Origin of the sequence: Gracilimonas mengyeensis (genome assembly GCF_900182705.1) — a bacterium.
In the GTDB taxonomy this organism is placed as follows: Bacteria; Bacteroidota; Rhodothermia; order Balneolales; family Balneolaceae; genus Gracilimonas; species Gracilimonas mengyeensis.
This window is the reverse complement of the sequence record NZ_FXTP01000007.1, coordinates 68,866-84,112: the sequence shown is the minus strand read 5'-3', so window position 1 is coordinate 84,112 and position 15,247 is coordinate 68,866. Positions and strand designations below refer to the sequence as shown.

Annotated in this window: 18 protein-coding genes; 16 read left to right on the top strand and 2 right to left on the bottom strand. The window is 43.3% G+C overall.

Going from position 1 to position 15,247, the window contains the following annotated elements; all coding sequences use genetic code 11:
- Positions 1 to 88 precede the first annotated feature (88 nt).
- From FN815_RS09145 to FN815_RS09070, 16 genes are all read left to right on the top strand, one after another.
- Positions 89 to 814 carry a hemerythrin domain-containing protein gene (locus FN815_RS09145; protein WP_185957236.1) on the top strand — a complete coding sequence of 242 codons (726 nt, stop codon included), beginning with the start codon at positions 89 to 91 and terminating at the stop codon, positions 812 to 814.
- An 11-nt stretch (positions 815 to 825) separates the two neighbouring features.
- Positions 826 to 1,452: a helix-turn-helix transcriptional regulator gene (locus FN815_RS09140; protein WP_142454327.1), complete on the top strand. Its 627-nt coding sequence runs from the start codon at positions 826 to 828 to the stop codon at positions 1,450 to 1,452.
- A gap of 45 nt (positions 1,453 to 1,497) precedes the next feature.
- A complete protein-coding gene (gene nadA / locus FN815_RS09135; RefSeq protein ID WP_142454326.1) occupies positions 1,498 to 2,436 on the top strand; it encodes a quinolinate synthase NadA in 939 nt (312 codons plus the stop codon).
- Between the two features lie 49 nt (positions 2,437 to 2,485).
- A complete protein-coding gene (locus FN815_RS09130) occupies positions 2,486 to 3,238 on the top strand; it encodes a DUF2249 domain-containing protein (RefSeq protein ID WP_142454325.1) in 753 nt (250 codons plus the stop codon).
- 15 nt (positions 3,239 to 3,253) lie between these two features.
- Positions 3,254 to 4,000 carry a Crp/Fnr family transcriptional regulator gene (locus FN815_RS09125; RefSeq protein ID WP_142454324.1) on the top strand — a complete coding sequence of 249 codons (747 nt, stop codon included), beginning with the start codon at positions 3,254 to 3,256 and terminating at the stop codon, positions 3,998 to 4,000.
- Between the two features lie 122 nt (positions 4,001 to 4,122).
- Positions 4,123 to 5,529 (top strand): MmgE/PrpD family protein, encoded by a 1,407-nt coding sequence (locus FN815_RS09120; RefSeq protein WP_425461075.1) that lies wholly within the window; start codon positions 4,123 to 4,125, stop codon positions 5,527 to 5,529.
- Positions 5,522 to 6,346, top strand: coding sequence for a phosphosulfolactate synthase (locus tag FN815_RS09115; protein WP_142454322.1), 825 nt, complete (start codon positions 5,522 to 5,524; stop codon positions 6,344 to 6,346). The genes FN815_RS09120 and FN815_RS09115 overlap by 8 nt, the downstream gene beginning before the upstream one ends.
- Positions 6,347 to 6,539: 193 nt before the next feature.
- A complete protein-coding gene (locus FN815_RS09110; RefSeq protein WP_221930293.1) occupies positions 6,540 to 7,277 on the top strand; it encodes an acyl-[acyl-carrier-protein] thioesterase in 738 nt (245 codons plus the stop codon).
- Between the two features lie 21 nt (positions 7,278 to 7,298).
- Positions 7,299 to 7,643 carry a carboxymuconolactone decarboxylase family protein gene (locus FN815_RS09105; protein ID WP_142454321.1) on the top strand — a complete coding sequence of 115 codons (345 nt, stop codon included), beginning with the start codon at positions 7,299 to 7,301 and terminating at the stop codon, positions 7,641 to 7,643.
- A 17-nt stretch (positions 7,644 to 7,660) separates the two neighbouring features.
- Entirely contained in the window at positions 7,661 to 8,125 is a 465-nt protein-coding gene (locus FN815_RS09100; RefSeq protein ID WP_142454320.1) for a carboxymuconolactone decarboxylase family protein, read from the top strand.
- A 58-nt stretch (positions 8,126 to 8,183) separates the two neighbouring features.
- Positions 8,184 to 8,543, top strand: coding sequence for a DUF488 domain-containing protein (locus FN815_RS09095; protein WP_142454319.1), 360 nt, complete (start codon positions 8,184 to 8,186; stop codon positions 8,541 to 8,543).
- Positions 8,544 to 8,562: 19 nt separating this feature from the next.
- Positions 8,563 to 9,891, top strand: coding sequence for an NAD(P)/FAD-dependent oxidoreductase (locus tag FN815_RS09090; protein ID WP_142454318.1), 1,329 nt, complete (start codon positions 8,563 to 8,565; stop codon positions 9,889 to 9,891).
- A 20-nt stretch (positions 9,892 to 9,911) separates the two neighbouring features.
- The gene (locus FN815_RS09085; protein WP_142454317.1) at positions 9,912 to 10,181 is read left to right on the top strand and encodes a hypothetical protein; all 270 of its coding nucleotides are present in this window, start codon (positions 9,912 to 9,914) and stop codon (positions 10,179 to 10,181) included.
- A gap of 214 nt (positions 10,182 to 10,395) precedes the next feature.
- Positions 10,396 to 11,094 carry a succinate dehydrogenase cytochrome b subunit gene (locus FN815_RS09080; RefSeq protein ID WP_142454316.1) on the top strand — a complete coding sequence of 233 codons (699 nt, stop codon included), beginning with the start codon at positions 10,396 to 10,398 and terminating at the stop codon, positions 11,092 to 11,094.
- 12 nt (positions 11,095 to 11,106) lie between these two features.
- Positions 11,107 to 11,814 carry an SDR family oxidoreductase gene (locus tag FN815_RS09075; protein WP_142454315.1) on the top strand — a complete coding sequence of 236 codons (708 nt, stop codon included), beginning with the start codon at positions 11,107 to 11,109 and terminating at the stop codon, positions 11,812 to 11,814.
- Between the two features lie 49 nt (positions 11,815 to 11,863).
- A complete protein-coding gene (locus tag FN815_RS09070; protein ID WP_185957235.1) occupies positions 11,864 to 12,535 on the top strand; it encodes a glutamine amidotransferase-related protein in 672 nt (223 codons plus the stop codon).
- A 19-nt stretch (positions 12,536 to 12,554) separates the two neighbouring features.
- Here the strand turns inward: FN815_RS09070 and FN815_RS09065 are convergent, their stop codons facing one another.
- Together FN815_RS09065 and FN815_RS09060 are read right to left on the bottom strand one after the other, a co-directional pair.
- Complete coding sequence (locus FN815_RS09065; protein ID WP_142454313.1) at positions 12,555 to 13,952, bottom strand: hypothetical protein; 1,398 nt, start codon at positions 13,950 to 13,952, stop codon at positions 12,555 to 12,557.
- Between the two features lie 13 nt (positions 13,953 to 13,965).
- Positions 13,966 to 15,117 (bottom strand): cytochrome P450, encoded by a 1,152-nt coding sequence (locus FN815_RS09060; protein WP_142454312.1) that lies wholly within the window; start codon positions 15,115 to 15,117, stop codon positions 13,966 to 13,968.
- Positions 15,118 to 15,247 lie beyond the last annotated feature (130 nt).

Sequence of the window (15,247 nt, the reverse complement as noted above, 5' to 3'; positions counted from 1 at the left end):
TGAAAATAGTAAATTCTATGCCTATCATTGTAGAGGTTACTGAATCAGATGAAATTTTGAGTGATTAACCCTAATTATGGCAGAGATCATGGAAAAAACAGAATCCCGACTTTTAGCAATGACCGTATCGGAATTGTTGGAACAAGAGAGCAGGGCAACGGATGTATTGAAAAACCTTGGATTGCCTATTAAAGGAAATGAAGAAAAATCAGTGATGGAAGTTTGCACGGCTCAGAAGAAAAATGAAGACGAGGTTTTAGATGCTCTTCTGAGATTGGGTAATGGAAAAGGTTTTGAATATCCTTCAGGAATTTTTGGGTGGTCACCCGAGCTAGTGGTGCATTATTTGGAGGAAGAACATCATGCCTATACGCGGTCCTTGATAGAAGATGCCACCGGTTTCGAGCATCGTACCTATGATGTTCACGGAACCCAATATCCTGAATTAAATCAGGTGCGCTGGTACTTTGAGAAGTTGAAGGAAAAACTAGAGTTTCATTTGAAATTTCAGGAAGAAAAATTTTTTCCGGCAGTTTTGAAGCTGTTCAGTCAGAACGGGGAACCACGTGATGGTCTTGTACAGTCTTTGAAAAACCAGATCATGCTCATTCAAAAAGATCAGGAGGAAATAGAATATCAGATTGGGCGGATTGCGGAGCTTACGGATAGCTTTAAACCACCAAATGAGGCCTGTACGACATTTAGATTGCTTTATACTACTCTGAAAAACCTGAAAGATGATCTGGAAAAGCATCACTTTCTGGAGGAACAGTATCTCATTTCCAGAATTAAATCGGAAATTAAGATCAGCTAAATATCTAATTTATGACCATAACCGGCCCCAAAAAAGAGTTACTAGACCTGACCAAACATCAAGGGCAAATAACTATAGATGATGCTGTTGAGAAAATGGATCTGGCAAAGACAACGGTTCGCGAGCATTTTACCCAATTAGAGAAGGACGAATACATTGAGCGAAGTTACGAGCGGTCAGGACGGGGACGACCAAGCCTCCGCTTTCAGCTCACCAAAAAAGGGAATGGTTTGTATCCTTCGTATGAACCGGAGATGATGCGTGAATTTATTCGCTATCTGCAGACGGAGGGAGAGCATCGAATACTGGAGGTTTTTTTCCAAAAATTTTGGGATCGTCGGTATGAGAAATTGAAACTTATGCTGGAAGAGGAAAATGTAAAATCCGAAAAAGATAAAGCCCGGGTTACCCGCCAAATGCTGGATGAAGAAGGATTTATGGCAGAATATGGACATGATCAGGATTCCGGAAAGCTGATGATGAAAGAGTGTAATTGTCCGTTTCGGGAGATCATTAAAGTGACAAAACTGCCCTGTAAACTTGAAAAGGAATTTTACCAAAGAGTATTTGGGAAAGAGGTGGAAAGAACGAGCTACATCGCCGATGGTGATTTCGCGTGTACGTATTGTATCGATTAATGATTTGAGATGTATGCTTTTTGATTTTGTTAACTAAAAAGAAGAATGGAAGAACTTAATAACCGTATCAACGAGCTTAGAAAAGAGAAGAACGCCATTATTTTGGCGCATAATTATCAGGTTCCTGAAGTGCAGGATGTTGCAGATTATATTGGTGATTCCCTGGGGTTGGCCCGCAAAGCCGCCCAAACCGATGCCGAACTGATTGTTTTTTGTGGCGTGCATTTTATGGCGGAAACAGCCTCCATTATCTCGCCTGATAAGAAAGTACTGATCCCCGATCTAGAAGCCGGTTGTTCGCTGGCGGATACCATTACGGCTGATCAACTTCGGGCGTGGAAAGCTGAACATCCCGGTGCAGCGGTGGTGATGTATGTAAACACTACGGCTGAAGTGAAGGCCGAAACCGATTATTGCTGCACTTCATCGAACGCTATGGATGTAATCAATTCGATTCCCGAGCATAAGGAAATCCTGTTCGGTCCCGATAAATTCTTGGGCAGTTACATTCAGTTGATGACCGGCCGGGAGAATATGCATATCTGGGATGGTGCTTGTCATGTTCACGAAAAGATCGGAGATCTGAATCTGGGTGAAAAACAGAAAGAGCATCCCGAAGCCGAAATCCTCATTCATCCAGAATGCGGCTGCTCCACCAGTTGTATGTTGAATTCTACCTTTTATCACGATTGTAAAGACGCACACATCTATTCCACCGGCGGGATGATCGATTTTGTGAAAGAATCTAAAGCCGAAGAATTTGTGGTGGCTACGGAGACGGGCATTTTGCATAGGATGGAAAAGGAAAACCCCGGCAAGAAATTCATCCCGGCCAACGAAGAATCGGTGTGTGAGTTCATGAAGAAGATCAATCTGCAAAACTTGTATGAAGCTCTCGAATACGATCGGTATGATGTGAAAGTGCCGGAAGAACTGGCTAAGCGAGCAATCAAACCTATTGAGCGCATGATGGCGATTGGGTGAGGAAGCTGTCAGCTAAAAGCTAAAAATTTTAACTATAAATAAGATGAAAATGTCTGAAATAACTGAAAAAGAACTCGACGTACGAACACTCATTCCTATCAAAAGACATGAGAAACTGTTGAAGTTATTCAAAGATCTTCCTGCCGGGGAGAGCTTTGTCTTTATTAATGATCATGATCCAAAGCCGCTGTACTACGAATTCCGCTCTATTTTTGGAGACGTGGTAGGCTGGGAATACCTGAAACGAGATCCCGAAGAATGGAAAGTGCGGGTCACCCGAACCGAAGCCTCTGAAGGCAGCAAAAGCTCCGGCGTTTCCACACTAATTGATCTGCGGAAAGCCGAAAAGAAGGATTGGAAATACACCATCTTCCACCGATATGGAATGATGTTGCCCAATGACGTAATGGAGATTCGGGCAGCAGAAGATCCTGAAGAAATCCATCAGATCTTCCAAAAGAAATTTGATGGCGAGCACAGTTGGGAATATAAAAAGAAATACGAAGGTGAGTACGTGGTTCACGTAACCAAAAACGCCGAAAATGATGTAGACACCACCGACATCAGCGTAGTGAATAAATTTGATGTACGCCCCTACCCACCGGCCAAACGCCATGACATGGTTTTTGAGGCTTTTGATGAGCTAAAACCCGGAGAGGCTTTCGTGTTCATTAATGATCACGACCCCAAACCGTTATATTACCAGATGGAAGCTGAAAACGATGTTCCGTTTAACTGGGAGTACCTGGAAGTAATGCCTGAGGAATGGAAAGTGAAGGTGATGAAGCTGAAACCCGAATAAAAAATGTAGTCAGTTATGGGAAAACGAAAGACCACTCCGCTTAAAGATTATGCCCCCGATGGACATCACTGTTCGCTGGAGCTGAAAACGTCGAAACTGGGGATGGTCTCCTTTTTCCGTGATCTAAAGCAGGAAGATCTGGACGAGATCGTAAAACGGTTTTCGGCTACACATTATCGGGAGGGAGCTGAGATTTATTACCAGGGAGATCCTGCGAATTATCTCCGTGTGGTAGTAGATGGTGCCGTTAAATTGCTTCGATATACCGATGAGGGCAAGGATGTCGTGCTTGATATATTAGAACCCGGAAGTTATTTTGGCTCACTCAAACTTTTGGGCAGTGATGTTTATACCGAATCGGCCGTGGCCCAAAGCGGCTGCTGTATTCTCTCTGTTGGACTGAAGGATTTTCGAGAGATCTTGCAGGAATATCCCTCCGTTGGCATAGCCATCCTTGAGGTTAGCGCTGAAAAACTGCGATCTTCTCAAGAGCAGATCAAACAGCTTACCACAGAGCCGGTGGAAACACGCATTGCCAATATTTTACTAACCCTCACTGAGAAGTTTGGTGAAAACAAAAAAGAAGGAACGCTGATCCAACTCCCATTTTCCCGCAAAGACCTGGCAGACATGGCCGGAACAACTACGGAATCGGCCAGCCGCGTAATGAGCAATTTTCAAAAAGAAGGAATCATAGAAACCGGCCGGCAATGGGTGGCTTTAAAGGATATTAAGAAGCTTAGAACCATTATAGAGGATTAGACTCCAAGATGAGCAGCACTAACTTGATCTATATCATTTTAGTGCAGATGATGATTTGGTATTCTTAGATGAATTGGAAATCAAAACATTGAGTTTTGGACTCATAATATTCAAGGAGACCCATCATGATTGCACAAAAACTCGCGTCATTTATTCAAAACGCTACATTCGAAGACCTTTCAGAGGAAGCCAAAAAACAACTAAAAATACGATTGCTAGATTCACTGGGCACGGCCATTGGTGCCATAGAGGGAACCCCGGTAGAAGCTATTCGAAGGATGATCGGGGACTTCGGTGGAACCGGACTCAGCTCGCTGATTGGTGGCGGAAAAACCACTCCAGACCGTGCAGCTCTCTACAATAGCGCCTTGGTACGCTATCTTGATTATAACGACAGCTACCTGGCCAAAGGCGAAACGGGCCACCCCAGCGACAACATCGGCTCCATTTTGGCTGCTGGTGAACATAACGATATTTGTGGCAAGACTTTCCTGACCGCCCTCGCCCTTGCTTACCAGGTGCAGTGTCGATTGAGTGATGAAGCCCCGGTGCGCGACAAGGGATTTGATCATACTACACAAGGCTCTTATGCCGTGGCGGCAGGAGTATCGAAAGCGCTTGGACTGAATGAAGATAAAACCGCAAATGCCCTATCTATTGCAGGAACGGCACTAAATGCACTTCGTGTAACACGAACGGGCGCTCTGTCTAACTGGAAAGGACTTGCCTATCCGCACACAGCTTTTGGTGGTACTCATGCGGCCTATCTGGCCAAATATGGAATTACCGGTCCGCCTGCTGTATTTGAAGGCAATAAAGGATTTATGGATGCCATTGCCGGGTCATTTACCATTGACTGGGAAAATGAAGACTTGGAACGGGTCACAAATACCATCATCAAAAAATACAACGCAGAAATTCATTCGCAATCTTCTATCGAGGGAATACTTGAGCTGAAGAAAGAACACGAATTCACGGCGGATGAAGTAGAGAAAATCACCACTGACATATTTGATGTGGCGTATCACATCATCGGTGGTGGAGAGGAAGGTGATAAAACCATCGTTCGAACGAAAGAGGAAGCCGACCACAGCCTGCAATATATGGTTGCTGCTGCTTTGTTAGATGGACAAGTACTTCCGGATCAGTACAAAAAAGAGCGTATTGAAGCCGACGACATCCAGAATCTAATGAAGAAAATTGAGGTGTCTCCCAAGCAGGAATATAGTGACCGCTTCCCGGATGAAATGCCGGCCACGCTGACTGTTTATTTGAGAAACGGCGACAAGTTTTCCATCAACAAAATGGATTATGAAGGTTTTCATACTCGTCCGGCCGACTGGAATACCATCATCCAAAAATTTGAGCAGTTGGCTGAACCTTACACCTCACAGGAATTAAGAAACAAAATTATAGAGACGGTCCAGAATTTTGAACAGCATACTGTGAGAGACCTGATGAAGTTGCTAAATGCTGTTCAGCTCGCAAATAATGTCAATATAAAAACAGAAGAGGTTTACTATGCCTAAAGAGAAAACATTCGATTTTCTAAATAAGAACGAACGAGAATCTAAACCACGAAAAACAGGAGTTACCGAAATCCGCGGCCCGTATTATGCCGTGATGGGTAAACGCTATTTGCAAGATATCATGGAAACCATGGGAGAGCATGTAGATGCTCTCAAATTCTCAGGGGGTTCCTTTTCGCTGATGCCCAAAAAGTCTGTACAGGAACTCATTGAGATTGCCCATGACCATGATGTGCTGGTTTCTACCGGTGGATTCATGGAGTATGTGCTTACCCAGGGCAAAGAAGCAGTAGATCAATACATCGAAACCTGCAAAGATTATGGTTTTGATATCATTGAGCTCTCAGCAGGATTCATCACCTTGCCTACTGATGATTGGCTGCGGCTGATCGAGAAAGTACAAGAGGCTGGGCTAAAGGCGAAACCGGAAATCGGCATTCAGTTTGGTGCCGGCGGTGATACGGCCAAAGGCGAACTGGAAAGCGAAGGCACACTGGATACCGGCTATGCGGTAAAACAAGCCAAGCGCTTTGTGGATGCCGGGGCCTACATGATTATGATAGAATCAGAAGGTATCACCGAAAATGCTGATCCATGGAGAACCGATGTTCCGGCACAATTCATCAATGAGATCGGGCTGGAAAAACTGATGTTTGAGGCAGCCGATCCCGAAGTGTTTGCCTGGTACATTAAAAACTACGGTCCGGAAGTAAATGTATTTGTTGACCATAGTCAGATAGTGCAACTTGAGACCCTGCGCCGTGGCATCTGGGGCACCAAAAGCCTCTGGGGCCGTGTATTAACCTATAAAGGTTAAATTGGAGTGATCGACAAGACTTGTCGGATGTAAAAGTCCGGCAGGTTTTGATCACTTAAAGATTTAAGAAGTAACAATAAGTAATCTTAATTCGCCACTTGGCGACCCGCCTGGAACTGTCGCATTTGTTAATAATTCCATGCTTATGTTACTAAAAAATATATAGATAACAACCACTAATAATTACAAAATTTTGTTTAAAAATACCTTTGATTTAAGATACTTCGAAATGGGAGTTCATGGAGAAGCAACCCCTGTTACAATCCTGACGCTGTTGGAAGAAACGGCGGCAGATCATTGCCTGTCTATTGGCCACAGTTTATATGATTTACTTGAAAGTGGAATCGGATGGGTGCTGCTGTCGGGCCGTATGGTGATGGAGCGGTATCCCGCGTATAAAGAAAAAATCACCATAAAAACCTGGCTGTCGGAATTGACCACATTCAGGGGGACAAGGAAAAATCTCATTTTAGATGAGGCCGGCTCCATTATTGGGAGGGCTAAAGGATTTTGGTTGTTTTTTGATATTAAAAGAAGAAGGCCGGCACGGATTTTCAAGGAAATGGTGGAACAGTGGACTATCAATCCGAAAGAATCCATCCAAATGGAAAAAATTAAGATTGAAGCAATTGAGGAGGCTATCTACAGCAATCATTTTTCAGTTCATCGGTTTGATATGGATTCAAATGAGCATGTAAACAATTTGAGATATTTACAGTGGGCTATGGAATCCATCCCTGATGAAATCGTGGATACCTGCTACCTGCATACCATTGACGGTAATTTTGTAGGAGAAGCACAATATGGGCAAACGGTAGAGTCACTGACAGATCCTGCTGACACGGGAAAAACATTTAATCACACTTTACAAGACCAGTATAACAAACAAGTTTTTTCAACGGCTAAAACAGTCTGGAAGAATCGTAAATAACAAACAAAACAGGACAGCATTATGAGTAACAAAGACCAAACTATTTTTCCACCCGCTACCCCACAAATGTCTAAAAAGCGTGCCGATCTGGCTCCCGATCAGGTAAGTGCGTTCCGGAATTTCAGTAAGGAAGTTTTTAAGGAAGGTGCGCTGGACGAAAAGACCAAGCAGCTTATAGCTGTAGCATCGGCTCACATCACGCAGTGCCCGTATTGCATTAAAAGTCACACCAAGCAAGCCAAACAAAAAGGGGCATCTAATGAGGAAATCATGGAAGCCATTTGGGTGGCCTCCGAAATGCGTGCCGGTGCGGCTTATGCGCACGCAGCCATAGCCATTGATGAGATGGATAAATTGGAGGAGTAAACTAACATTCACAAATAATGAGAAAAGAGAAACTTAATTATTACGAAATAGACCAAAATGCTGTAAAGGGAATGCAGGAGCTGGAGGGTTATGTGAAAGACTCGGAAATAGAATCTTCTCTGATTGAACTGGTGAAGATTCGGGCTTCCCAAATCAATCAATGCGCTTATTGTATTGATATGCACACCAAGGATGCCCGCGAAGCCGGCGAAACCGAACAACGTATTTACGGCCTTAGTGCCTGGAGTGAAACACCTTTTTATTCTAAAAGAGAACAAGCGGCACTGGCATGGGCCGAAGCCCTGACTCGTATTTCAGAAAATGACATCACAGATGAATTTTTTATGGAGATTCGCGAGCATTTTTCAGAGCAGGAAATGGTGGTATTGACTACGGCCATTGTTGCCATTAACGGTTGGAACCGACTGGCTATAGGATTCGGAAATGAGGTCGGAACGTATAAACCGGAGTTGGCGAAATAGGGATTAAAGGTTATCAACAATGTGACTCAAAATATTAACACAACAACGAATTTTTATTATGGCAGTTCAATCCATACAAATAAAACGAATTTATGAAGATGTATCTGAAAACGACGGTTACCGGGTACTGGTAGATCGGCTGTGGCCGAGAGGCGTGTCGAAGGAAGCGGCTCAGTTAGATGAGTGGAATAAAAGGATTTCACCCTCGCCTGAGCTCCGAAAATGGTTCGATCACGATCCGGAAAAGTTCGAGGAATTCAAAAAACGGTATAAAACAGAATTGGCCGATCGCGAGGCTGTGATTGATGAACTCTTCGAAAATGCAGAGGGCCAAAAATTAACACTGCTGTATGCGGCCAAAGATGAAACACACAATCATGCCATTGTACTGAAAGAATTTTTAGATGAGTTGATATAAAAAAGTAGAGGTGAGAATTATGGATAAGAGTCAGGAACATATTGTAATTGTAGGCGGAGGCTTTGGCGGGATTGCGACCGCTAAGAAGCTGAGGAAATCATCCTGTAAAGTTACCCTCATTGATAAGTCTAATCATCACTTGTTCCAGCCGTTACTATACCAGGTGGCCACGGCAGCACTTTCTCCCGGCGATATTGCCGCTCCCATCCGAGCCGTGTTGGGAGAAGATTCCGGTATACAAGTACTCATGGGAAAAGTAGAAAAGGTAAAACCGGAGCAAAAACAATTGCTATTGCATGATGGTCGCACCGTAACATACGACCGTTTGGTGCTGGCTCCAGGGGCCAAATACAATTATTTTGGAAACGAACAGTGGGAAAACCACGCACCCGGATTGAAATCTATCTCGGATGCCCTAAACATCAGGGAACGTATTTTACTTTCGCTGGAAGAAGCGGAACAGATTGAGGATCCGGCATTGCGGGAACCTTATCTTACTTATGTGATTGTAGGAGGAGGACCCACCGGGGTGGAGATGGCTGGTGCCATTGCTGAAATTGCCAAACGTCAGTTGATGCGTGATTTCCAGAATATTTCCGCTAACGAAACCCGAGTATTTTTGGTAGAAGCTGCACCCAAGATTTTGAATGGCTACCCCGATGAACTGTCTGAAAAAGCCCGGCAAATGCTGGAGGATATGGGAGTGAGAGTTCTTTTAAATACACCGGTAACAGATATTGAAGAAAATAAGATCCATTTCAAAGAAGGCTTTATAGAAACGCCCAATATAATTTGGGCTGCCGGGGTATCGGCTTCACCACTGGTGAATTCGCTGGGAACAGAACAAGATCGGTCAGGCCGGGTTAAGGTGAATCAAAACCTGAGCGTACCGGAATATCCCGAAATTTTTGTAATAGGAGATGCGGCGTATGTTGAAGATAAAGAAGGAAACCCGCTTCCAGCCCTGGCACCCGTGGCTTTGCAGCAAGGGAAGTTTGTAGCTGATCAGATTATACATGGCGATACCTCTTCAGTAAAGCCAGCTTTTATCTACAAAGATAAAGGCATGATGGCTACTGTTGGTCGGGCTAAAGCCGTTGCAGATATTCATGGCTTAAAATTAAGCGGTTTCCCCGCCTGGTTCATGTGGTCCTTTGTACACATATTGTTTTTATTGTGCTTCCACAATAAAATTCGGGTGTTTGTAGAATGGATGTGGTACTATTTTACCTTCAAACGCGGGGTAAGGCTTATCACTGACCGCCTTGACTGCAAATACTGTGGAGAAACAGGAATTTCAACCTTTCCGGAATCACCGGAAATCGAATTTTCAGAATATGAACATTAAACATTAAGCATACATCAGCTATGATCAAACTCATCAGGCAGCCTAATGATCCAAAAGCGGATGAAATTGAATCCCGGTTCAAGGATTTGGTTCTATCATACAAAACGGAAGTACTTGAAAATGGATCCAGTGAGAATCATCTCCCGAAAATATACGATGGTGATTCAGTTATTTCAGGAGATGAAGAAATCGAAGTATGGCTCCGGGAGCTGGAAGCAGACCTCAACTGGCAGCGATCTCTCAGCGGGGACGGATGCTACATCGATCCGAAATCAGGAAAGGTTTGTTAAATTTTAAACTGTGGATTAAAGAGATTGATCTTATTGAAAAAAACTTTGCATAACCCAAAACTCCATTAAACTTATAGCAAAGTTAGTTAATTCACGAATAATTTTTTTATCAAACCTGATTAAATATACAGGCGACAGGTTTGTGAATCCATAGAATAGACACTATTGTCTATGGGTTCACATATTTAATTTTATATCAAACCGGAGATTTCAAATGAAATTAATGAAAGTATTACGATCGCAGGTCGGGAGGAAGGTGTTAAATGGTGCTACCGGTTTGGCACTTGTCGGTTTTGTAGTGGTACATTTGGCGGGAAACCTAACCCTGTTTGGCCCCGAAAATGCGTTTAACCAATACACCTATCAATTGGAAAGTTTGGGATGGATTTTATATATCCTTGAATTCCTTCTGGCACTTACATTCTTGGTACATGCCATCGTAGGTATATCTATTTGGAGAAAACGGAAACGAGCGCGTTCGGATAGATATGATACCTATCAAACCAGAGGAGAGCCTGCACATAATACCTGGCATGCACGGACCAAAGCAATTTCCGGTATTGTACTATTCTTGTTTTTGATTGTCCATCTCAACGATTTCAAATTCGGTCCGGTGGAAATGATAACGCTGAATGGGGTAGAAGTTCGGGACCTGAAATCTTTGGTCATTTCGACCTTTCAAAATCCGTGGCACGCCTTTGGATATACGGCGGTGATGCTATTTCTCGCTGCTCACCTGGCTCATGGATTCTGGAGTGCATTAACCTCTCTTTCCATGCAGAGAAGAAGATTCTCTGATTTGTTCTATGTATTCAGCATCTTCTTCGCCATTCTGTTGGCTATTGGTTTTCTCTTCATACCGTTATACATCTATTTCACTGGAGGAGAGGGAGTATTATTATCAACTTTATAAATATCAGTATACATGTTTTTAGAAAATAAAACAGCTATTGTTACCGGCGCCAGCAGTGGGCTTGGAGCCGCTATCGCACGTCAGTTAACCAAACTTCAGGTTCGGGTTTTCGGATTGGCACGTTCATCCGGAAAATTGAATAAAATGGAAACAGAGCTGGGAAATTTATTTTTTCCAGTTACCCTGGATATTACCAATCAAGCGGCTGTTTCGGAATGGTTTGGCCAGACTTTCAACGATGGATACAGTCCAGATATCCTCATCAACAACGCGGGGGCAGGGATATTTGGTAAAATTGAGGAACTGCCTCTTGAGCAGTGGAAGCAAATGATGGATACCAATATAAACGGAATGTATTTTTTAACAAGGGAGGTCGTGCCATTGATGAAAGCCAATGCCGAGTCATCCCATATCATTAACGTGGGTTCCATCCTCGGAAAAACCTCCGGCATGACGAAATCGGCCTACAGTACTACCAAATTTGGCGTACAGGGATTTAGTGAGGCTCTGTTCAAAGAACTGCGCTTTAGCAATATCAAAGTAACGTGTTTCAACCCAGGTTCTATAGACACTCATTTTTTTGAAGAATCAGGAATCGAATCACATGCTAACATGTTGCAGCCGGATGATCTTGCTGAAATGATAGTTCACATTTTACAAACACCGGATAATTTTCTTGTAAACGATATGACAGTCCGTCCACTCGATCCTAGGTCTTAACCTAAATTCAATACCTCCAATAATGTCTAATCCAGTTTTCTATTGCCTTATGCACGTTCCTTTCGAAGGGCCTGGTATGATTGAGACTTACCTTGAGGAAAAGGGTTTTATGCTTCAAAAGATCAATCTCTATGATGATCATTCACTTCCTGTTGTGGATGATGTGGATTATCTAATTGTGATGGGTGGGCCCATGAATATTGAAGATGAGGAAAAGTATCCATGGTTAACCGGTGAAAAAGAATTGATCAAAAAGATGATAGGTTTGGGAAAACCGGTTTTGGGAATTTGCTTTGGGGCACAACTGATTGCTCATGTTATGGGTAAATCTGTGCATCCGGCAAAAGATCATGAAATTGGGTGGTATCCTATCAACCTTACAGAGACAGGTAAAACTCACCCCGCGACTAAACACTGGGAAGATCCGATGGTATATCACTGGCATAGCAATACATTTGATTTACCTGAAGGAGCCGTACATTTGGCCTCCACTGAACTTTGTACCAATCAGGCATTTGTTGTGAACGAAAATATTATCGGCTTGCAGTTTCATCTTGAAATAGGACGCCCAGAAGTACAGGCAATGATCAATAATTGGGGGAGATATCGGGAATCCGGGGATCATGTGCAAAGTGCTGAACAAATGCTTCTTAAATCGGAAGAGGCTTCGAAGAGGGGAGAAGTGCTTCTTTACAATCTACTGTATTACTGGACCAAGTAAAGTAGATTGTGTTTAAGGTTTATGGGCGAATATATGCAAGTATATTTTTTAGAAATAGAATTCCACCCAAAATAGCAGTTAAGCCACCAACGAGCAGTAAACCAAGACCGACATAAATTTCTGGAGATAATATAAGTTGCTCCTCCCCAAAAACTTTGCGTGCCAATCCATACGTTCCGGCCACGGCAAGTCCACTTACAAAAATAGTCTGCCCAACACCGAAAATAAGTAATTGAATAGCTTCCTGCTTTTTACTTTTCCATGATGGCGACGGATAACCGTAATACCCCATAAGTTCATATGTACCAGCCATAAAGGCTATGGTAACAGCTCCAAGTGTTGCATGATAATGAGCGGGCACCATCGTATTTGAACCTCGAATCATTGCCCCGAGGATGAAGCCGGAAATAGTTAAAAATAGACTCCAAACAAGTCCCGTATAGGCCGGGTTAGACAGGATGGTTTTGAGCTTAAAAAAGGTCCTGTTCTGGATCATCCTAATAATTACAATCACTGTTACAACCGTAATAACCGGAAAAATGCCCCACTGCATATAACGGGTAAACCCTGTGATATACAAAGCGGTAGTTGTGCCTTCGAGCAGCAAAAAAGGTGTAAAAAACAGGGGTAATGCGTATAGTCCAAAAAGAATGAAATTGGTGCGATAAGACATAAAATGTTTCTGAGTTGTACTGTGGAAAAGCAATCCCCAAATTGCTGCACCAGCAGCCATATTTGTGAACTGTAGTACATGTCCACCGCCCCAAAGTACTAATTCAAAATAGACTTCCGGGGATAATTCTGCAGGAGTAATCACCCAGGCATGGAGAAAATTAAGTACACCGATAACAAGGATTATAACGGCCGACTGTAGTATTGGAATGATCGAAACCGGAAAGTTGAATTCGCTGATATATGTATATCTTACAAAGTTCGGTAGCAAGCGTTCATCACAATACGTGAGGATTAGCGACAATGCAAAAAAACAAAGACCGACAATAAAAATGGGATGGTCAATAACGGGCACATAGTTTGATAAAATAGGTTCCCCAATCGGAATGAAGCCGCTGATGGTAAGTACAAGAGTGCTTGCCAATGCCATTCCAAAAGATAGAAGCTGCCTTTTATTTATGAAGGTTTGAGAGGATGGAATCATCAAGAACAGCCCCGTGATGAAAGCATAAAAGCTGACTGTAAGGGCGAGATTGACGTGCACTACTAGGATGCGTCGCATCCATTCGGTGCCAAACATCCAATCGTTGATGTACGGAGCGCGCCCCAACATTATGAATAGGGAAAGAAATCCGGCTAAAATTAGCGCGAAAATGCTGAACAGAATCCATGCCTGCGACAGTTGTCTCGGGCTAATTCTTAAATGTAAGCCAGTTAGAATATTTTGTGGCTGCTTAGTGGTCAAGATATGGGCCGCATTATCTAAAGGTTAAGGGCAGGTATGAAAATCCGCTGGCGGGCAAGGTTTCGTAGCATTCGTTGGAGCCGGGTGAGGGACAAATAACCTGGGTTTGCGCAAACAATTCTTCCAGGAATATCCGAAGCTCCATGCGGGCCAGCGGTGCACCAGGACAAACGTGAATGCCTTTCCCGTATAAAAGATTTTTTTTGGAATCACGATCTTCCCGGTATTCATCAGGTGCTTCAAATACGGCTTCATCTCGGTTGGCAGATATCCAGTTGAGGTATATAGTTTCACCTTTCTCAATTTTTTCGCCGTTTAGCTGTACGGGACAGGTGGTCTTTCTTCGGTTTGATACAAGTGGCCCGTGGATGCGAAGAATTTCATCAGTGGCGTCTGTTATTTTTTCGGGATGATTCCGAAGCTGCTCCTGCACTTCATGATGATGGGCCAAAAAATGTATTATGATTCCAATAGAAGCTGAAATAGATCCTACTTCTCCAACTGTCCAGTTACGTAATATGCTGGTGAGTTCTTCAGTGGTTAATTTGCGCCCGTCTACTTCTTCGTTCATCAGCGACTGCGTAAGGGTTGAAGGCGCATTATTTTTTAAGGATGAACGCTGCTGTTCCATGATTTCTGCAACCAGCTCCTCAAATTCCTGCCCGAGTTCATCCAACCGGTCACGGTTGTTAATACGGGCCGCATGCTGATTTTCCATCGTCCAGCTTATGAGCGTATCTGCCAGGGAAGCCGGCCATCCGAGAAAAGCACATTGTACGCGCCCTGCATAAGGCCGGGCAAGGGTTCCCATGAGTTCAGCTGCATCTTGCTTTTTTGCATTACTGATGAGCTTACGGGCCGTTTTCCTGAAATCATCTTCAAACCGATTAATTACACTCTCTGAAAAATAGGGTTCAATCAGTACACGGTATTTGGTGTGTTCAGGAAGATCCATTCCATTGGGTACTGAAAGATGACTTGAAACTTGGTTGCTAAAAGTGTGAGGGTCTTCCAAGATTCGTTCCACGGTTGCGTAGTCCATTACCTGCCAGTGGCCGCTTGCATCCTTGGCAACCGGGCATTGGTTGCGTAGTTTGTCGAAACTTTTGCGCATATCGTCGGGGAAATTCTGGTTGATGGTTTGACTCTTACTGCTGTTTGTCATGCTTGTACGAACGTAATTCTAATTCAGAAAGAAGTTTGAAAAATGCCTTTAGTTTGTTAACCAAGGAAATAGATGGATTATCCAAAATAGAGGTATATATTTTAAGAGTAAAGACTCTTAAAACTGAAGT